Annotated in this window: 13 protein-coding genes; 12 read left to right on the forward strand and 1 reads right to left on the reverse strand. The window is 57.4% G+C overall.

The features are described 5' to 3' along the window. Positions 1-158 precede the first annotated feature (158 nt). Entirely contained in the window at positions 159-2,459 is a 2,301-nt protein-coding gene (locus tag FNT36_RS05620; protein WP_144845185.1) for a GH92 family glycosyl hydrolase, read from the reverse strand. 531 nt (positions 2,460-2,990) lie between these two features. Here FNT36_RS05620 and FNT36_RS05625 point away from each other — a divergent pair. From FNT36_RS05625 to FNT36_RS05680, 12 genes are all read left to right on the forward strand, one after another. Next, positions 2,991-3,425, forward strand: coding sequence for a response regulator (locus tag FNT36_RS05625; RefSeq protein ID WP_144845187.1), 435 nt, complete (start codon positions 2,991-2,993; stop codon positions 3,423-3,425). A 51-nt stretch (positions 3,426-3,476) separates the two neighbouring features. Next, positions 3,477-4,232, forward strand: a complete 756-nt coding sequence (locus FNT36_RS05630) for a polysaccharide biosynthesis/export family protein (protein ID WP_144845189.1) — start codon at positions 3,477-3,479, stop codon at positions 4,230-4,232. 7 nt (positions 4,233-4,239) lie between these two features. Further along, on the forward strand, positions 4,240-6,384 hold the full coding sequence (locus tag FNT36_RS05635; protein ID WP_144845191.1) for a GumC family protein: 2,145 nt from the start codon (positions 4,240-4,242) through the stop codon (positions 6,382-6,384). Continuing rightward, on the forward strand, positions 6,381-7,667 hold the full coding sequence (locus tag FNT36_RS05640; RefSeq protein WP_144845193.1) for an MATE family efflux transporter: 1,287 nt from the start codon (positions 6,381-6,383) through the stop codon (positions 7,665-7,667). Before FNT36_RS05635 ends, FNT36_RS05640 begins: the two co-directional genes overlap by 4 nt. 46 nt (positions 7,668-7,713) lie before the next feature. Further along, positions 7,714-8,841 (forward strand): glycosyltransferase family 4 protein, encoded by a 1,128-nt coding sequence (locus FNT36_RS05645; RefSeq protein ID WP_144845195.1) that lies wholly within the window; start codon positions 7,714-7,716, stop codon positions 8,839-8,841. Positions 8,842-8,900: 59 nt separating this feature from the next. Next, positions 8,901-10,199 carry an O-antigen ligase family protein gene (locus FNT36_RS05650; RefSeq protein WP_144845197.1) on the forward strand — a complete coding sequence of 433 codons (1,299 nt, stop codon included), beginning with the start codon at positions 8,901-8,903 and terminating at the stop codon, positions 10,197-10,199. A 464-nt stretch (positions 10,200-10,663) separates the two neighbouring features. After that, positions 10,664-13,126, forward strand: a complete 2,463-nt coding sequence (locus FNT36_RS05655; RefSeq protein ID WP_144845199.1) for a nucleoside/nucleotide kinase family protein — start codon at positions 10,664-10,666, stop codon at positions 13,124-13,126. A 64-nt stretch (positions 13,127-13,190) separates the two neighbouring features. After that, positions 13,191-13,928: an acyltransferase gene (locus FNT36_RS05660; RefSeq protein WP_144845201.1), complete on the forward strand. Its 738-nt coding sequence runs from the start codon at positions 13,191-13,193 to the stop codon at positions 13,926-13,928. A 2-nt stretch (positions 13,929-13,930) separates the two neighbouring features. Then, positions 13,931-15,175: a glycosyltransferase family 4 protein gene (locus FNT36_RS05665; RefSeq protein ID WP_144845203.1), complete on the forward strand. Its 1,245-nt coding sequence runs from the start codon at positions 13,931-13,933 to the stop codon at positions 15,173-15,175. A 91-nt stretch (positions 15,176-15,266) separates the two neighbouring features. Beyond that, a complete protein-coding gene (locus FNT36_RS05670) occupies positions 15,267-16,442 on the forward strand; it encodes a glycosyltransferase family 4 protein (protein ID WP_144845205.1) in 1,176 nt (391 codons plus the stop codon). Positions 16,443-16,498: 56 nt separating this feature from the next. Continuing rightward, positions 16,499-17,725, forward strand: a complete 1,227-nt coding sequence (locus FNT36_RS05675; RefSeq protein ID WP_144845207.1) for a DUF1972 domain-containing protein — start codon at positions 16,499-16,501, stop codon at positions 17,723-17,725. A 565-nt stretch (positions 17,726-18,290) separates the two neighbouring features. Next, a complete protein-coding gene (locus FNT36_RS05680; protein WP_144845209.1) occupies positions 18,291-19,637 on the forward strand; it encodes a sigma-54-dependent transcriptional regulator in 1,347 nt (448 codons plus the stop codon). Positions 19,638-19,661: the final 24 nt, after the last annotated feature.

The following is a 19,661-nucleotide window of genomic DNA, read 5'->3' on the forward strand; positions in this document are numbered from 1 at the left end:
CAGGCGGGTTTCCAAATAAACTATGCCTGCATAAGCTAGCAAAGAAGGGCAGGCTTTCTGAGGCGTTAGTCGGAATCACTAAACGATGTCCTTGCCTGCTTTGCTTGATTGCGTAGACCATTTCCTAAGAGACGACCTGTCAGAAGGCAGTTTGCGTGCTACTGCAGTCCCCAGGTTTTGTTGGGAGTACTTCCCATTTCCAACTCAAGCGTGCCCCCGGCGAGGAGCTGCTGGTGGGTGAGCCAACATTTACCATAAGGAACACCATTCAATTTGGCCGATTGAATATACTTATTTGCGCGTGAGTTGTGGCGAGCGCGAATGGTGAATGGGCGACTCGACGTCTGCAGGATTACGTTGCTGAATAGTGGACTACTGATTTCGTAACGCGGCTCGCCGGGACATACCGGGTGCAGGCCGCTGGCGGCGAGTACATACCAAGCCGATAGCTGCCCTACATCATCATTGCCCACCAGGCCTTCCACCGAATTGTGGTAAGCATTTTCACAAATGGTGCGGGACCACTGCTGGGTGAGCCACGGTGTGCCCAGCCGATTGAAGAGAAAAGGCACATGATGGACCGGCTCATTGGCGTGGTTGTAATAGCTGTTCCACATAAAGCTGGCCGGCGTTTGCTCGAAGAACGCTGTTAAATCGGCGAGAACTTTCGCCCGCCCGCCCATGAGCCGGACCATACCCGGTACGTCGTGCGGCACAAACCACCCTTGTTGGTAGGGGTTGCTTTCCACCGTGCCATAGCCATCGGCGAGCCGCCCTTTCGCCGGCCAGGCCCGCCACGTTCCATCGGCCTGGCGAGGCCGAAACCAGCCGTGTTGCGGGTCGAAGATGGTGCGATAGGTCAAGGCGCGCCGCGCATATTTCTGCTGGTCTTGGGGCTGGTGCAAGCTATCGGCCAGCTGGGCCAGGCACCACTCGCCATAGGCCAGTTCTAGAGTCTGGGAAATATCGAGGGCGTGTAGCGTGTCGAGGTTGCCGGTGCGCTCACAGGTAGCTCTGGCCAGCTGGTAAGCTTTGGGTACATCAAAGCTGCGGATACCTTTGTTATAGGCATCGGCGATGACCGACACGGCGGGGTTGCCAATCATGCAGCCGCTATAGGCGTTTAGCAGCTCCCACCGTTCTAAGTACCCCTGCTTGCTTTCCTCGGCCAACGAAACTAGCGAATTAATCATGTCGCTTACCACCGAGGGGTTGATGATAGTTTGCAGTGGAAACTCACTGCGGTACACGTCCCAGCCGCTGAACACCGACCGCTTGGTAAACTGCTCGGCTTGGTGGGCCTGGCCGTCGCCGCCGGGGTAGTGGCCATCCACGTCGGTGATGGTGCGAGGGTCGAGCAGGCTGTGGTACAAGGCCGTGTAGAAGATGGTGCGCTGCTCGGGACTGCCGCCCGCCACCGTGATTTTGGCCAGCGCCTGGTCCCAGCGCGCCGTGGCTTGCCGCCGCAGGCCGGCAAAGTCCCAGTTGGGCATCTCCTGCTGCCGGTTGTTGCGCGCTCCTTCCACGCTCACGAATGAAATACCCGACTTGAGCAGCACCACTTCGTTGGGGGTAGTGGCAAACTCCGTGTAAAAGCCTACGTGGGGGCCCTGCACCTCCTGCGCTTGCGGTAGGAGCTGCGCTTTAGCAATTAGAGCATCATAGCCCGCGCTTTCGATAGCTTCTCTTTTGCGGGATTGGGTGGCCGGGATGTCGGCTCGCCAGGCCCCGTAGCGGCGTAAGGGCTTACTGAACTGGGCCGAGAAATATACGGTGTATGCTGCGTGGCCGTCGCCATTGCCCCAGCCGCCGCCCTCGGGGGTGCATTTCATCCAGCCTTCAATGGTGTAGGGGTCTACGACCTTGACGTACTGCCAGGTGGAGGTGCCGCCAACGCGCCGGGCTAAATCGAACTGAATGCGCGCCTGCTGATGGGCAGGAAAGGTGAATTTGAGCATACCGCTGTGCGGCGCCGCCGTCGCCTCGGCTCGGATGCCATAGTCGGTGAGGGTAGCCGCATAGTAGCCGGCCTGGGCCTGCTCTGTTTTCTTATCGTAGCGCGAGCGGTAGCCCTTGCCCACCGCAGGATGCCGGCCCGAGGTGACTTGGAGCGGGCCCGTGGTGGGCGTCACGAGCAAGTTGCCTAGGTCGCCGTACCAGCCTACCCCACTCATCTGGGTGAAGGCAAAGCCTTCGATATAGGCATCTTCGTCGCTATACCCACTGCCGTTATCACCCCCCGTGATGGTGTTGGGGCTTACCTGCACCATGCCGAAGGGGGTAGTGGCGCCAGGAAACGTCTTGCCCAGCCCATGGTAGACGCCGGCCCTGGCCTCGCTGGTACTAGCCCCGATAAAAGGATTTACGTAGTGAGCCAGGGACTGAGCGTGTGCTAAGAGGCCGTTACCTAGCAGCCAGATACTAAAGATTTGGAACGCAGCAATTACTTTTTTTCTCATAAAGAACTTGCTAGGCAATACAATAAACTGGGTAGGCTGGGCCCGCACTTCATCTATATGCAGGCAGGCCAGCAGTGTTAATGGCTAGCCGGACCCTGGCCACCGCTAAGCCTGACACGAAGTGAAGGTAGGGCCAACGCAACTCAAAGATTAAGGTATCCAGCAAATGCCTTGTGTGGTTGGCGCTGGATGAGCGGCACGATGAACACCCATTCATTAACCAGTTGAGTAGAAAAGGAGGCTTTATCGGATTCCTTACCGTTGGTAAGCGTTTGTTTACATTGCCTAGTAGCTACCTGCGATGAGTCTAGGCTACGACACGCAGGTCGAGGCTTGTTGCGCCTCTACTCGCACAATCGTGCATAATAAACTTTGCTGAGTGGCTATTCGCGAGCTCTATTTTTCAGACTGAGTTCCGAAAAATAGAGCTCACCCTAGGTATGATTTGTGGCATATCACTGACAATAAGAGCAATACAATTTTGTGGATAGCTGGCACCGCTTTGGCCTTTACCGGGCCAAACGTACTGCCATGTTAGACAAACCATTCAAAGTATTTCTGGTCGACGACGACCCCTTCTGTCGCCAACTGATGGAGCAGGCCATTCGTGGCCTTGACTTCCAAGACGTTCATTCTTTCGACAATGGTGCGGCGTGCCTAGATGCGCTCATTGACGAGCCCGATATCATTTTTCTGGACCAGATGATGGGCAGCGTGTCGGGCACCGATGCGCTTAAGGCTATCAAGCGCTTCAATCCCGACATCTACGTGGTACTCGTGAGTGGGCAGCAGCAGGTGCAGGTAGCTGTAGACTCGCTCAAGTATGGCGCTTTCGACTACGTGGTGAAAGACGAGCAACTCCTCGACCGCATTACCGCCGTGCTTACCAAGATAGGGCAGGTACAGGAGCTATTAGCTAGTCGCCAGAAGACAAAATCGAAGTTTTTATCCCTGTTCTCTTTATAATACAGATAGTTACTGCGTGCTGTTGCGTGTGCTGCTGTTATCCGTTATCTAATGAAAAAAATGTTATTCCCGTCGTGGTCGCTGCGCTTGATGACCCTACTGGTGCTGGGTTTACTGAGTAGTTGCACCCAAAATCTGTTCATGACGAAGAAACCCCTGGCTACACCCGCTACGCTGGCCGTGGGGCCCGATTACCAGTACCGCCTACGAAAAGACGATAAACTAAGTATAAGTGTCTTCGACCACGAAGAGCTAAGCGTAGGCTCTATTTATGGCCACTACAGCGTGAATGAAACTGAAGGCAAGTGGGAGCTGGTAGATGCTACCGGCGGCTTGAATGTACCTAGGGTAGGCAATTTTCATGTGGAAGGCCTCACGGTGCCCGAGGCGGAAGACCAGCTTGAAAAGCTGATGGCCAAGTGGATTGTGAATCCACAGATTACGCTGAAAGTACTGAACCTGCAAACCACGGTGCTCGGCGAGGTGAACCTACCCGGCAACCAGCGCCTCGAAAAGGAGCGCAACACGCTGATTGAAGTGCTCGGCAAAGCCGGTGACTTTGGGGTGTATGCCGACAAGCGCCACGTGAAAGTGATGCGTCAGAATGCTGCCGGCACTTACGCAACAGAAATCAACCTCATGAAAATGAGTGGCTTCGAACGCGACAACCTCGTTATTCTGCCCGGCGATGTGGTGTACGTGCCCAGCAAAAACGGCAAGCAGTTCGACCGCAAGTCGCCCTCCATACTAGGGGTGGCTTCCATTATCAGCACCTTCTTTATCGCTATTCGCTTCCTTCAGCAATAAGTTACCAATGAACGAATTAAAGCAAAACCTGCGCGCCTTGCGGCCGCTGTGGACGGGCCTACCTATCGTAGCAGTGTGCACGGGCCTAGGCCTAACTGCCGCCTGGCAATACCTACGGTATGCTACGCCGATGTACGAGAGCACGGCTAAAATCAAGCTAGCTGACGTGAACGAGGGCGTACTCAATACAACGCTGCTTAAGAACCTAGACGCGTTTTCGGGCGACAACCGCACCAGCGCCGAAGTAGAGCTGGTGCGCTCGCCGCTGCTGCTGGGCCGGGCACTCGACCACCTCAACTTCGACCTGAGCACTTACCGGGTCGGCAAGGTGCGCACCACTGAGCTCTACCGCGCTAGCCCTTTTACGGCCGATGTGAAGCTGACCAACCCGAAGTGGACCGAAGAGCCATTTGATTTGCGCATCGACGTGGCGGGCGGTGTACAGTTGATGGCACCCTCGGGCGAAGTAGCCGAGGGGCGTCTTGGCCAGGTGCTACGCTTGAACGGGGCGGAGGTCCGCATCGGCCGCAACGACTCGTTGCTGAAAGCGCGCCCTGACATAGCGTTGGCCGACCATTACCGCCTCGTGCGGCACGACCGCGGCCGGCTGATTGAGGACATCGCCAACCGCCTCGACGTAACCAGCACCGACCGCAATGTACCCGTGCTCCGCATCAGCTTTCAGAGCACGGTGCCGCAGAAGTCGGCTGACCTAGTGAACGCACTATCGGCAGTTTACTTAGATGACTACTTGGCTACCAAGTATAAAGTGGTGAACACGGCAGCCGAGACAATTGGCGAGCGCATCAAGGATGTGAAGCGGACGCTGGCTCACTCGGAAGACACTGTAGAGCAGTACCGCGACCTCAAGCGCATCGTCAACATCAAGCAGGAAACCGATACTGACCTGCACAAAGTAGCGGAGCTGAAGACGCAGCGCTCGAACCTCGATATGAGTCTGGCAGCTGCCAACGACCTCTACCGCTACATGAGCGATGGCAAGCGCAATGCCTTGGAGATGGCCCCGAACTTCGAGGCGTTCAACGACATGCTCTCCACGGATATTATCAAGAAAATCAAGGACCTGCAAGCTGAAAAGCACGATTTGCTGCTACGCTTCACGCCCGAAGATGAAAAGGTAAAAACCGTGGACCTAAAGCTAGCCGACCTCAACAGCTACTTGCTCGAAAGCATCAAAAACACGCGTAATAACCTAACCATCAAGCGCCGCGAGCTGGACCGAGCCATTGCACAGGCCCAGGGGGCTTTTGTAGGCTTGCCCACCCGCGAGAAGAACTTGACCATCTTGCAGCGCGACTTCCAACTCAACGAGAAGCTCTACACCTTCCTGCGCGAGAAGGAGACGGAGGCCGAGATTGCAAAGTCCTCCCCTACCTCCTACCACCGCGTTATCGCCGCAGGCCTGGTGCCCGTGGAGCCCACGTCACCGCACCGCACGTTTGTACTAGTGCTATCAGGCTTTTTAGGAATGCTGTTGGGGGTGCTGCTCGTGTACCTACTCTCCATTATCCGCTCGACGCCCGGCGACGCCGATGGTGTACAGAAGGAAACGCGTACGCCGCTGGCAGCCATCATTCCGCACCTAGGGCGCGGGTTGGCGGGCCGATTGGCCTTCTTCACGCAGCTGGCTACCCGTCTAGCGCTTAAGGGCATGCTAGCGCCGGGCACCAAGCTGGTAGTGAGTGCTTTCACTGACCAGGAAGGCCAAACCTTCTTCTTCGAACACCTGCGCCAGGCGCTGGCCGCCAAGGGCTTGAAGCTGCGTGCGCTTACCCTGCGCGACGCCCAGTCGCCTAACCCCGACGCGCAACCCGACGAGATTTTGCTGGTGCAAAACCTGCCCCTTGACCAGGACAGCCATGCCCTAGCCGTGATGAGCGGGGCCGCCGTGAACCTCGTCGTGATTGACAGCCGCACCACACCGACTAGCCGCCTGCCCGAGCTCGATTTGCTCATTAACGAATTTGGCCTGCCTAATGTGCAGCTGTGCCTGAATCGGGCGGGCTACGCGCCTGGTCCGTTGCAGCTACTGGGCCTACGCCTGCGCCGCCTCTTCACGGTGCGCCGGGCCGCCCGCCCGGTGGCCGAGCCGCTGGCCTTACCCCTAGGGGGCCTAGACCTCCAGTCGTGAACCACGCCCTGACCTTGCCGCCCTGGACCCAGCGTCTGGGGCGGCTTGCGGTGGCCCCGCGCTACTGGGTGGTAGCTGGCCAGGCCACCGTGAGTGCCACCAATTTTTTGACTAATATCTTCATTGCCAAGCTATGCGGCTTGGCTACGTTTGGCGAGTACAGCGCGTGGCAGCTGGTGCTGCTGCTGGCACTGGCTGTGCAGGGTGCCGCCATCACCCAGCCCATGCAAGTGGTGCTGGGTACGCTGTCGGCCCGGCAGCGGGTAGCTTATGGGCAATTGGTGCTGGGCTTGCAGGTGGCCTTTGGCGGGCTAGCTGTAGCAGCCACGGCCCTAGGGGCCAACCTATTGCCGCAAGCGGCTACCGTGCTACCAGCCTTTGTGGTGCTGCTGGCCGCCGCGGGCGGGCAAGACACGCTACGCAAGCTGCTGCTAGCTGAAGGCAAAGTGCAGGCCGCGCTGGCGAGCGACGTACTGTCGGCGGGCGGCCAAGTGCTGGTGCTGCTGGTGCTGGCTTTGCGCCCGGCGCCGACCACGCTGACCGAAGTGATGTGGGCCATCGGCCTGACTACCGTGCCGGCGCTACTGGTAGGCGTCAAAGCCTTAGGAACATGGCCTGCACTGAGCCTGAATGCCTGGCGGCGCTATGGGCGGCGGCACTGGCGGCAGGCCCGCTGGCTGCTGCCCACTGCCCTGCTGCAATGGGGCTCGGCCAACGTGCTGCTGGTATTTGCTGGCTGGGTAGGCTCGCCGGCTATGCTGGGCGTGTTGCGCCTAGCTCAAACGGCGATGGGTATCTTCAACCTAGGTCTGCAAGCAGTCGAAAACTACGCCCTGCCGCGCCTGAGCCAGAGCTTCCATCATGCGCCGGCCGAGTTTGCCGCGCAGCGGGCAGCGTTGACCAAAAAGATGCTGCTGGCCGCTGGCCCATTGCTGGCCTTGTTGGCCGCAGCCGCTGGTCCTTTGATTGCCCAGTTTGGGCCGGCAGGCGGGGCGCAGTACACCGCCTTACTGCGCTGGTGCTGCGTGCTCTACGTGGTTATTCTGCTGGTTTATCCGCTTCGCCTGACGGTGCGGCTGCTGGCCGATTCGCGGCATTATTTCGGTGGCTACGTGCTCAGCATCGGGGCCTCGCTGCTGAGTGTGCGCTGGCTCACGGCGCACTACCAAGCCAGCGGCGTGGTGCTGGGTTGGCTACTGGCCCAGCTGGTACTCGGCGCTTACTGGGTGGTGGCCGTGCAGTGGCGCCGTCGCGTGCACCCTGGCCTTCCGCTCACAATGTAGCGGGCGCCAAACGGAGTATTGCTCCGTATTTATATTAGTTATCTATATGAAAATCATTCATTTAATACTAGGCAAAGCCAACCCCGAGCGCATGAACGGCGTGAATAAAGTCGTGCATGCGCTGGCTACCCAGCAGCAACGCGCCGGGGCCGACGTGGCGGTGTGGGGCATCACGGCTGACCTCAGCGACAACTACCCGGCGCGCGAGTTTGCCACTAGGCTCTTTTTGGCGCAGCGCAATCCGTTTAGCTTGGCTACGGAGCTGCGCGCGGCGCTACGCCAGCAGGCTAGCTCACCCACGGTAGTGCACTTGCACGGAGCGTTTATCCCGGTGTATTTCTCGGCGGCGCGGCTGCTCACTAGCCTAGGCATTCCGTATGTGCTCACGCCCCACGGCAGCTACAGCCCAGCCGCCATGCGCAAGAGCGGCTTCACCAAGCAAGTGTACGGGCGGGTGTTTGAAAGCTACTTGCTGCGCCGCGCCGCCCGGGTGCACTGCCTAGGCCAGAGTGAGATAACGGGGGTGCAGCGCCTCAATGCCAAGCTACCCACCGCGCTGCTGCCCTACGGCTTTGAGCCGCCGCAGCCGGTAGCTGTGGCCACGCCGGCCGCACCGGGCCGCTTCCGGGTCGGCTTCTGCGGGCGGCTCGATGACCACCACAAAGGCCTCGAATGTCTGCTGGCGGGCTTTACTGAGTTCGCCCGCCAAGTGCCCGAAGCCGAGCTCTGGGTAATCGGCGATGGCCCCGACCGCGACCAGGTAACCCAGTGGGCCGCTGCGGCACCAGCCGGCTCAGTACAGCTACTGGGCAGCCGCTACGGCGACGAGAAAATTGGTCTACTTGGTCAACTCGACGTGTTTGCCCACACCTCGCACTACGAAGGCTTGCCCACTGCCGTGCTCGAAGCCGTGGCCCTAGGGGTACCCTGCGTCGTAACCGAGGCCACAAACCTGGGTAGCTACGTGCGCGAGTACGGCTGCGGCGAGGTGCTAGCTACGGCTACCCCTGGCCTGTTGGTGGAAGCCCTGCACCGGCTGCACGCCCGCTGGCAAGCTACGGCCGGTGGGCGCGAGCTAGCCCCGCAATGCCGCCAGATGGTGGGCACGGCCTTCCACTGGCCGGCGCTGCTACCGGCCTATGAGCAGATGTACCGGCAGGCCCTGGCAGCCTAGCAAGCAAGATACTGCGACCGCCTAGCGACCTAGACAACAACTTTATTAGGTAGATATTTATGCAGCAATCCATTATACCCAAACCCCACCAAGCTTTCCTGCGCCTGATGAGCGTGCTACTCACGCTTATTGTGCTCATCAAGCTGGCCGGATTTTTCACCTGGAACGAGGACGTGGGCGTGACGCGCATCCTGAAGCTGGTGAGCCGGCTGGCTATGACGGCGGCGGCCTACGGGGCCTACCGGCTGGTGCTCAAGCGCGGCGCCGTGGACTCGTTTCGCTGGCACAATAGCTGGTCGCCGCTGCTTTACGGAGCCTACCTAGGGCTAGGGCTGGTGTCGCTGCTATGGTCCACTAACCCTGGGTACTCGCTGTTGCAGTGGCTCATGGACCTGGAAACGTTGGTGTTTGCCTTCTACTTCGTCAAGTGTTTCTTATTGCTCGATGAGTTTTTCCCCGACAGCCCACTGCGCTTCTACCATGTACTGGGCAACGCTACTTTCTTGATATTGAGCGTTTTTCTGGTGGGCATGTTTATCTCACCCGAAACGTTTTACCGCCTCACCCACGATGGTGAAGAAGCCCGCCTAGGAGGTTTCATTATGAATCCCAACGAGCTAGGTATGCTCTGCGTGGTGGGCATTGCTTGCCTGATGTTCAATTTCTACCGTCGCCACCGGCTAGCTTGGACGGTCGTGAAGATTGGCTCGCTATTACTGGCGCTCATTCTTACCGGTTCGCGCTCCTCGCTGGTGGGCTTTCTGCTGATTGTATTTTTTCACATTCAGCAGGCGGGTAATAAGCGGTTGAAAATTGCCGCCAACTTGGCCGCCTTATTAGCAGTGCCGGCGCTCGTGCCGCTCGTGTTTATCAAGCAGGGGGGCCTCGATGAGGTATTGAGTATGACGGGCCGCTTGCCTTTCTGGCACGCGCTACTCACCGAAGGCTTGCCCCGCGAGCCGCTGCTGGGCTACGGCTTCATGCGCATCAGCTACGGCGAATACTTTCAAAGCGTGCACACCTACGCCGCCCAGATGGCGCATAATACGTTTATTCAAGTACTTATGAACCTAGGGCTAGTGGGCTTTACCATCGTAATAGTGCAGCTGGTGGCAACCATCCGCGGCTTCGTGCACACGCCTAGCCCTCAGCTGCGATTGCTGGGCGCGGGGTTGCTCATCCCTATTCTCATCAACTCGTTCACCGAATTTGGCATTTTTGGGATGACAAATTATGGCATCCTCTTTTACCAGTTCCTCATCTGCTTCGTGAGCCTGCGTTTCCACGCCCTGCTCACCGACCGCGAGCGGCTGTGGCTGCTGCGCCGTCGCCCCGAGCTAGCCGTTGCTGTGGCTTAAGCTGCCAATCGTGGCTTAATCGGGCCACCTAGTAGCAATTCAAGAAAACATGATGCGAAAAAGCCAGTCCGCTAGGATTGGCTTTTTTCATATGCCTAGCTGCCACGCGGCCTGTTGTAACCGATTAGCCGTGTTTGATAGAGTACCTAGGCATGCGGCACAACTTCCCCTTAGTTCAACAGAGATGGGATAGTAGGCTGGCAGCATGAAAGGAGCAAGCCGAAAAACAAGTGACGTTTCGGGCTTGGGGCTGCCCCAGCATGAATGACAACGCCTTAAAAAGCCAATAAACCGCCTGCATAAGGGGGCTTCCGGCAATCTCTCTATCAGCAGAATGCATTCCAGATGCTGGAAACCTGTTCCAGCGGCTGGAACCACGAGGCCAAGAGCAATATTTTGGTTGCTGATTAACAATTAGTTAAGCTTAGTATTGTCTTTGGCATCCGGTTGGCCTTGGGGCTGGCATGACTGAACAGCTACTATCCGCTACTACTACTGCTATTGACGTACCCACGCTACTGGCCCGCCTAGGGTACGCGCCCGCTACCGAGGGGGGCATTCGCCTGCGCGGTTGCCACAACCCCGATGGCAGCCTGCGCTGGGTGTGGCCTACCACCCTGCGCCAGCCACTGTTTCTAGAATTCTACAACGCGGCTTCGCCCAAGGCGCAGCTCTTTAGTGCGCTGGTGCGGCTAGTGTTTGCGTGCCGGCTCCAAGGGTTGTTTTTCAAAAAGCTGCCGGGGCAGTTTGCCGCCACCGGGCAGCAGGCGTGGCCGGTCGGCGACTTTGCCCTCTTCACCGGCACGCCGGGCCCCAACCGCAAGGCCGTGTGCTGCTACGACGCGGCCCCCGGCCAGCGCGTGTTTGCGAAGCTACCCCTAGGTGCGGCCGCCGCCCAAAAGGTAGCCGCCGAGGCCCATAACCTCGACCACCTAGCCGAATGTGGCTTTACGTCGTTTGGGCTGCCGCGCATCTTGGGCTACGAAGCCAGCCACTTGCTCCAAAGCAGTGTGAAGCCAGTAGGTGCGCAGCGCGCTACGCACTTTGGCGAGGCTCACGCCCGCTGCCTCACCGAGCTGCTGCACGCAACCGAAGTGCGCCAACCGTTGATTGCTAGTACCTGCTGGCAAACCATCGGTGAGCAGATTACGGCCCTCGAAGAACTGCCCGAAACCCGCATTCCTTTCGGCTTGCGTAGCAAGCTGCGCCACCTGCGCCAAGCCATTGACCCGCTGCATCAGCTCTCGTTTGCCTTTGCGCACGGCGATTTCACACCCTGGAACTGCTGGCTTGGGGCCGATGGCCTCGCCATTTATGACCTAGAGATGGCTCAGCCCGAGGCATCGTTGCTCTACGACCTGTTTCACTTCGAAACCCAACAGGCGCTGCTCGTAACGCGCTTGCCGGCCGCCAGCATCCGCGAACGAGTGCTGGCCGTGGCCGCTACGTATTTTTCAGAGGTGCCCGCTACCGACGTAGCGGTGGCCTGGCAGTTGTACTTGCTGCATCAGGTTTCGACCGGGGCGCTGCTCTACCATGCCCAGCCCGACTGGCATCTCCAAATCAGCTGGTTGCTCAATGGCTGGAATGCTTTGCTCACCCAGGAGTTAGCCGCCAGCGTCGAGCACCGCCAGCTGGCCATCTACGACCTGCTTGACTACGTGCAGCTGCTGCCGCAGCCCGGCGTGGTCCTCAAGCCCCGGGCTACCAATGCGTACTATCCAGCTCCTACCTCAGACCTCGACCTGCTGCTGACCCGGCCCGATACCCTAGCCGGGGTAGAGTTTATGCAGCGCTTTTCGCTGGTGCAGTTGGCCACGGTGCGCAAGGCCGCCCACATGGTATCCGTCGATTGCTTATTTCAGGATGGCTCGCTGCTGTCGGTGGACTTGCTGCACCAGCTGCACCGCAAAACGTTGCGCCTACTGGACGCCCCGGCCGTACTGGCGCAGGCCGAGCTGGCGGTAGCTGGCGTGCCGGTACCGTCGCTGCTGCACGACTTTACTTACACCTGGCTGTTTTACTGGCTCAATCAGAGCGACTTGCCCCTCACGCACCTGCGGCATTTTCAGCAGCAGCGCCCGGAAGCCCAAGAAGCCATGTTGGCCCACCTCAACGAAGCCTACGGAATCAGCTTCAACAACATAGCTTGTGCCAGCGTGTATCAGCCCGCCAAGGCAGCACTATTGCACTACGCGCTGCGCCAGCAGCCCGCCAACCATCGCCTAGCCCGCAAGCGCCGCGGCCTGCGCTACCTACTCAGCACAGCAGCCGACTTTGTGCGGCCCGGTGGCTTAGTTATCACGTTCAGCGGTGTCGATGGTGCGGGTAAGTCTACGGTGATTGAACACGTGAAAGAGCGCCTTGAAAAGAAATGGCGCAAGCGCGTGGTTGTCATTCGCCACCGGCCATCGGTGCTCCCCATCCTCAGCGCCTGGAAGTATGGTAAGGAGGGCGCCGAGGCGCGTAGCGTACAAAATCTACCACGCCAGGGCCAGAACTTCAGCCTCAGCTCCTCGCTAGTCCGCTTCGGTTATTACTATCTAGATTATGTAGTAGGCCAGGTTGTTATCTGGCTCAAGCACACCCGCCGCGGCCACGTAGTGCTCTACGACCGCTACTACTTCGACTTCATCAACGACGGGCGCCGCAGCAATATCAACCTGCCCGCTCGCTTCACGCAGGCGCTCTACGCCTTCGTGAGCAAGCCCAAGCTCAACTTCTTCCTCTACGCCGACCCACAGGAGATTTTGCGCCGCAAGCAAGAGCTCTCCGCCAGCACCATCACCCAGCTCACGCAGCAGTACAAGTCGCTGTTTGGAGAACTCGGGGCGCGCTACCGCCGCTCGCGCTATGTGCCCATCGAAAACCAGGATTTGGATACGACCCTGAATCTTATCGGGCGCTACATCCAACAGGAAATATAGGGGTGGTGCGGGCACCTGCTTAGCTTAAAAAAATTACTTAAAATCGATTCGGTACTAATTATTTATGAAATCTATCCTTGAGGGCTGGGTGCGCCGTCGCAATCCGCAGTTTGCGCTGCACCCGGCCATGAGCACCAGCATCTTGCTCAGCTTCGGCGCCCAAACGGCTCAGAGCCTACTGCGCGGCAGCCGCCTGTGGCTGCGGGGCCGGGCCGCGAGCGGGGCCATGCTGGGGCGGGGTGTGCGGTTTCAGCACCTAGGGCGCATCCGCTTCGGCAAGTGGCTGAAGGTGGGCGATTACGCACGCTTTAGTGGCCTTGGCACTGGGGGGCTTACGCTGGGCGACAGCGTGAGTATCGGCGCCTTCAGCCAAGTCATCGTGTCTACCTCGCTGGCCGAGCCCGGCCAGTACATCAAGCTGGGGCACCGCGTGGGCATCGGCGAGTTTGCGTATCTAGGGGGGGGCGGCGGCCTCAGCATCGGCGACGACTGCATTATTGGCCAGTACTTCAGCTGCCATCCCGAAAATCACTTACACGCTGACCACAAGGAGCTTATTCGCCTGCAAGGCGTTTCGCGCAAGGGCATCAGCATTGGCCCTAATTGCTGGATTGGCAGCAAAGTCACCGTGCTCGACGGCGTCATGATTGGGGCGGGCTGCGTGGTGGCAGCAGGCGCGGTGGTTACGCGCTCAGTGCCGGCTGGCAGCGTGGTGGCGGGCGTGCCCGCTCGCATTATTTCGAGCCGCGTGCCTCAGCCGGTAACACCAGAAGCGCTCAACAAAATTCTCGCGGTAGCCTGATTATGAATACAGTACTTATTACTGCCTACGCCGTCAACCCCTACAAAGGCTCGGAAGATGGCATGGGGTGGAATTTTATCTTGCAAGCCGCCCGCTTCCAAAAAGTTGTGGCGGTGACGCGCGAAAACAACGGCCCGCACATCGAGCGCTACCTCGCCGAAAACCCGGCCGCCGCGGTGCTAGCTGCCAACGTGGATTTTCGCTACTTCGACCTGCCGGCCTGGACGCGCTGGTGGAAAAAAGGCCCGCTGCTCTCGCTTATCTACTTCTACATGTGGCAAGTAGGCCTGGCCGTATGGCTGCTCCGCCAAAAGCTAGCGGTGGATTTGGTGCATAACCTCAACTTCCACAACGACTGGACGCCTTCGTTTCTGTGGCTACTAGGTCGCCCACTGGTGTGGGGGCCCATTGGGCACCACCCGCCCATTCCGGCCAGCCACCTAGCGCAATACGGCACCGCCGCCTTCGTGAAAGACCGGCTGATTGGCAGCTTAAAGCACATTTTTTGGGCCCTCGACCCTTTTCTACGGGTGACGCGCCGGGCTTCCGAGCGAGTGCTGTGCATGAATTCGGCCGTGGCCCCCCGCCTAGGGTTACCCGCGAGCCGCTACGAAATTGTGCCTTCCGTAGCCGTCGATTTGCCCGCCGAGTTCCTAGAGGCCGTGCCGGTCCCCAAGGCCCACTTCACGGTGATGATTGCCGCCCGCATGGTGCCGCTCAAGGGCTTCGACATGGTGATTCTGGCCTTTGCCAAGTTCTACCACGCGCTGCCGGCTGATGAGCAAGCAAAAGCCCGTCTGCTGCTCATTGGCAGTGGCCCCGAAGAAGGCCGTTTGCAGCAACTGCTACACGAACACAAGCTGACTGATTGTGCCATGCACCGCCCCTGGCTCGACCGCCAAGAGCTACTCGCTATCTACCACGAAGCCTCGGTTTTCTTCTTCCCTTCGCATGAGGGGGCCGGCATGGTGGTGGCCGAAGCCATGAGCTACGGCGTACCCGTGCTGTGCTACGAAAATGAAGGCCCCGGCGAACTGACGCCCGCCGCCTCCAGCCTGAAAGTGCCCTATAAGTCCTTCAATCACAATATCAAGGATTTTGCCGAACGCTTGCGCTACCTCCACGATTCCCCGCGCCTGCTGGCAGCCGAGGCCGCCCTCAGCCGCCGCCACGTGGCTCAGCACCACACCTGGGAGCGCCGAGGCCAACAGCTCCAGCGCATCTATCAGGAAGCCCTAGCTGCTTAATAAGCCAAAGATTAGAAGTTAACTACATTACTCATAATACCTTGTAATACCTTGATTTACAATTCCTAATTTTTGATTTCTACTTCTATACATGTCCCACATTATCGCCGTTCATCTACTTAACGACCGTAGTGGCAGCCCACTGGTGTTGCGGCAGTCGCTGACGGTACTGGCCGAGGCCGGCTACCGCATCGACCTGCTCACTGCCACGCCCGGCGAACCAGGTTTTCTGAGCGACCTGCCTGGCGTGACCACGCATGCGCTGGCTTACCGCTGGTCGGCAAGCCAGTGGCGCACGCTGCTCCACTTTGCGCTAGTGCAGTGGGTGGTTTTTTGGAAGGTATTGCGCTTAGCTGGCTCTAGTAGTGTGGTCTACGTTAACTCCTTGCTGCCGGCCGGCGCCGCACTGGCCGCTCGCTGCCGGGGTGCCCAGGTAGTATATCATCTGCACGAAGTATCGCTGCGGCCGGCCCTACTGCGGCAAGCACTATGTGCAGTGGCGCAGCGCACGGCGCACCACCTACTATGCGTGTCGGAGCATGTCCGCACTACGCTGGCTCTGCCCGTAGTCCAGCAGCAAGTTGTGTACAATGCCTTGCCTTCTAGCTTTATTGCAGAAGCCAACCGTGCTTCCTTGCCCTACGAAAGCCCCCGGCCCTTTGTAGTGCTAATGGCCTGCTCACTGCGCGATTACAAGGGTGTACCCGAGTTTTTCACCCTAGCGCGCAGTCTGCCCGAAATGAAATTCGAGTTGGTGCTAAACGCCTCGCTTGCTGCCGTAGCTGAGTATACGTCCCAGCATTCCGTGCCTAATAACCTAGCGCTCTTCCCGGCCACGGCCAACATGCACCCACACTACCACCGCGCTGCGGTGGTTATCAATCTCTCGCGGCCTGACGAATGGGTAGAAACCTTTGGCATGACCATTTTGGAGGGCTTAGCTTATGGGCGGCCTGTCATTGTGCCGCCGGTAGGCGGCGTAACCGAGGTTAATGTGCACGCACACACCGGCTTTGCCATCGATGGCCGCAGCCTAGAAGCTCTGCGGCACGCCTTGCGCCTACTGCATCGCAATGGCTCGGTGTACGCTCGCATGGCCGCCGCCGCCCGCAAGCGCGCCGACACCTTCGCTCCCGAGCGCTTCGCCGAACAGGTGCTACACACATTTGGCAAGCTGCTGCCACTGGCTCCCGAGTTCGTCTCGCCAACTGTACATGAGGCGACCCAACCGGCCTGCACTCCGCACCGCGAGCTAACCCAGGCCTAGGGAGAAAATCCACTTAAATACATTGCTAACAAGCTATTTGCAATAACTTACCTACTATGTCCACCTCTAAAAAAGTCGCTGTTATTGGGACTGTTGGCCTACCTGCGTGCTACGGCGGCTTCGAAACCCTGACGGCCTACCTCGTCAAACACCTGCACCACGAGCACGAACTTACTGTGTATTGCAGCGGCAAAAAGTACCCTAAGGCTGAGCGACGCTCGCACTACGAAAGTGCCAAGCTCGTGTACCTGCCCTTTGAGGCCAACGGCGCACAAAGTATTATCTACGACTGCCTTTCTATTCTGCACGCGTTATTTTTTGCCGATGTGCTGCTGATTTTGGGCGTACCCGGGGGTATTCTTTTACCCTTCGTGAAATGGTTTACCAACAAGAAAATCATCATCTCTATTGATGGTATCGAGTGGCGGCGTGATAAGTGGAACCGCTACGCCAAATGGTTTCTGCGTTGGTCGGAAAACTTGGCAGTGAAGTACTCGCACGCTGATATTTCTGATAACGACGCTATTCAGAACTACACGGCCCGCGCCTACAGTACCCGCAGCCGTGTGATTGAGTACGGTGGCGACCATGCGCGCAAGCAGCCCATCACCGAAGCTGCCCGCGAGAAATATCCTTTCTTGGCGCAGCCCTATGCCTTTAAGGTATGCCGCATCGAACCCGAAAACAACGTGCACCTCGTGCTTGGCGCGTTTGCTGAGTTGCCTAGCTACCCGTTCGTGCTAGTGGGCAACTGGAACAATAGCACCTACGGTCGCCAGTTGCGGCAAGAATACGGCAACTGCCCCAATCTACACCTGCTCGACCCCATCTACGACCAAACCCAGCTTGATGTACTGCGCAGCAACTGCTACGTGTATGTGCACGGCCACAGCGCGGGCGGGACTAACCCTTCGCTAGTAGAGGCTATGAGCCTAGGGCTGCCCGTGCTGGCTTTCGATGTGTCGTTCAACAAAGCCACTACTGAGCACAAAGCTATGTACTTTACCGATAAATCGGAGTTAAAAAAGCACATCAATGCTACCCGCATTGGTACCTGGAAAGTCTTAGGTCAGGAGATGCAGGCTATCGCCGACCGCCGTTATAACTGGGCAGTTATTGCGCGTAAGTATAACTACTTGATAAATAAGGTATCCATAATCGAGCGTTCGGGCGCAAAAGCAGGTTTGCATCCTCAGCTCAGCAGCCTTTCTTCCAGAGAGCTGTTGCAGAATCAATTAGGCCAATATGGGGCACTGCGTATGTTTTATGAAGAAGAACGATAGGCGCTACTATAAGCAGACACTTAATCGCAGACAGGACCTAATTTACGTAGATAAAATAAGAAGAATCTAAGTAGTTAGACTAGCTGCAAAATCACTTCACTTTATAAAGTACAAATTTAACTTTCGCATTACTAGTACACACCAAGTGGAGGAGACATGCCTTTCGATACGCTAAGAGAAAAGTTAAAATTGTAATTTAACGATAGCAAATTCTTTTTTACGACTTTTTAAGCGCTTTTTCGTTAAATTAAACCAGAGCGGACTGCCTCGAGGCTGTTCGCTCTGATTATTTAATACTCAGTCCTTTTGTTTATGTATTACTCTTTGTCTTGTAATAACAGTTTCACCCTAGGTGCCGGTGATTCTCTTTGGTGGTCAGGTGCTGTTGAGCAATCTAAGACCATGTCTTTTTGCAGCTTTTTTCCTATTTCAAATACGAACACACTTTAGCGCTGCTCTTGCATCGAATAGCTAGTAGGCAGCAGTTTGACTATTAGCTCTCATGGCCAGCCTATTAGTTGGCTGCTCAGCTTGTTGTTTCGTTTATCAAGGAATTAGGTTAAAAATGGATGCTCCCTTTACAATATTCATTGTAGAAGATGACCCCTGGTATGGTCAGCTTCTACATTATCACTTGTCGCTCAATCCGGAGGACACGGTGCAGCTATGGTCTTCGGGCCAAGAGTGCTTAGATAATATGCACTTGCGACCAGATGTGGTCACAATCGACTTTTCGCTGCCTGACATCAGCGGCGATAAGCTGCTAGCCCGCTTACGCCAGCGGTGGCCCGAAATTCCCGTTATCATCATCAGCGCCCAAAATAAGATTACGACGGCTGTGCAGTTGCTTAAGGCCGGTGCAACTGACTATTTGGTAAAGGATGACAACACCAAAGACTTGCTTTGGAATGCCATTCAGCGGCTACGCGAAACCAGTGCCTTGCGCGAACAGGTAAAGCGCCTCGAAGACCAACTGGTGAGTAAGTACGACTTCAGCAAGATTCTTAAAGGCCACAGCCCCGCAATTGAAGGGCTATTCGGCCTAATGGAAAGGGCTGCGCTAACGCCCGTAAACGTTTCCATAACTGGTGAAACGGGTACGGGCAAGGAGCTAGTGGCTAAGGCCATTCATATGAAGTCGGGGCGGCACAAAAAGCCGTTTGTGGCGGTGAATATGGCCGCCATTCCGGCGGAGCTACTCGAAAGCGAGCTGTTTGGGCACGAAAAAGGCGCCTTCACTAGCGCCGTAGTCCGCAAAATTGGCAAGTTTGAAGAAGCCCACGGCGGCACGCTATTTCTGGATGAAATAGGAGATTTGAACCTCGCCATTCAGTCTAAGTTGCTGCGGGTGCTGCAAGAACGCGAACTGCAGCGTGTAGGCGGCAACGAGCGCATCAAACTCGATGTGCGCCTTATTACAGCTACTCACAAGAGTCTGTCAGAAGAGGTGCGCAACAATAATTTCCGCGAAGACCTCTACTACCGCATTATTGGCTTGCCCCTGGTGCTGCCCCCCTTGCGCGAGCGTGGGAGCGATGTGCTCTTCTTGGCCAAGCACTTCGTAGATGAATTTTGCCGCGAGTATCAAAAGCCCCCTATCAGCCTGACGATTGGTGCGCAGGATAAGCTGCAAGCCTACAACTACCCTGGCAATGTGCGCGAGCTAAAAACTATCATAGAACTAGCAGCGGTGCTTAGTAATGGCCACGAGATAGAGCCTGCCGATATCCTATTTGCGCCAGCTGGCCGTGAGGCAGGATTCCTTGATTCGGAGCGCACACTACGCGAGTACACTCGCACCATCGTGCGGCACTACCTCAGTAAGTACCAAGATAATGTACCGCTGGTAGCGCAGAAGCTAGATGTTGGGAAGTCTACCATCTATAAGATGATACAGGATGGCGAAATATAACGTCAGTCAATAGAACGGTTCACT

This window comes from Hymenobacter setariae (assembly GCF_007713685.1).
Taxonomy (GTDB): Bacteria; Bacteroidota; Bacteroidia; order Cytophagales; family Hymenobacteraceae; genus Hymenobacter; species Hymenobacter setariae.

Bases quoted from the DNA above. Each gene is read 5' to 3' on its own strand.
- FNT36_RS05635 (WP_144845191.1), top strand. From the start codon at position 4,240: ATGAACGAATTAAAGCAAAACCTGCGCGCCTTGCGGCCGCTGTGGACG.
- FNT36_RS05655 (WP_144845199.1), top strand. From the start codon at position 10,664: ATGACTGAACAGCTACTATCCGCTACTACTACTGCTATTGACGTACCC.
- FNT36_RS05630 (WP_144845189.1), top strand. From the start codon at position 3,477: ATGAAAAAAATGTTATTCCCGTCGTGGTCGCTGCGCTTGATGACCCTA.
- FNT36_RS05660 (WP_144845201.1), top strand. From the start codon at position 13,191: ATGAAATCTATCCTTGAGGGCTGGGTGCGCCGTCGCAATCCGCAGTTT.
- FNT36_RS05675 (WP_144845207.1), top strand. From the start codon at position 16,499: ATGTCCACCTCTAAAAAAGTCGCTGTTATTGGGACTGTTGGCCTACCT.
- FNT36_RS05620 (WP_144845185.1), bottom strand. From the start codon at position 2,459: ATGAGAAAAAAAGTAATTGCTGCGTTCCAAATCTTTAGTATCTGGCTG.
- FNT36_RS05625 (WP_144845187.1), top strand. From the start codon at position 2,991: ATGTTAGACAAACCATTCAAAGTATTTCTGGTCGACGACGACCCCTTC.
- FNT36_RS05665 (WP_144845203.1), top strand. From the start codon at position 13,931: ATGAATACAGTACTTATTACTGCCTACGCCGTCAACCCCTACAAAGGC.
- FNT36_RS05680 (WP_144845209.1), top strand. From the start codon at position 18,291: ATGGATGCTCCCTTTACAATATTCATTGTAGAAGATGACCCCTGGTAT.
- FNT36_RS05645 (WP_144845195.1), top strand. From the start codon at position 7,714: ATGAAAATCATTCATTTAATACTAGGCAAAGCCAACCCCGAGCGCATG.
- FNT36_RS05670 (WP_144845205.1), top strand. From the start codon at position 15,267: ATGTCCCACATTATCGCCGTTCATCTACTTAACGACCGTAGTGGCAGC.
- FNT36_RS05650 (WP_144845197.1), top strand. From the start codon at position 8,901: ATGCAGCAATCCATTATACCCAAACCCCACCAAGCTTTCCTGCGCCTG.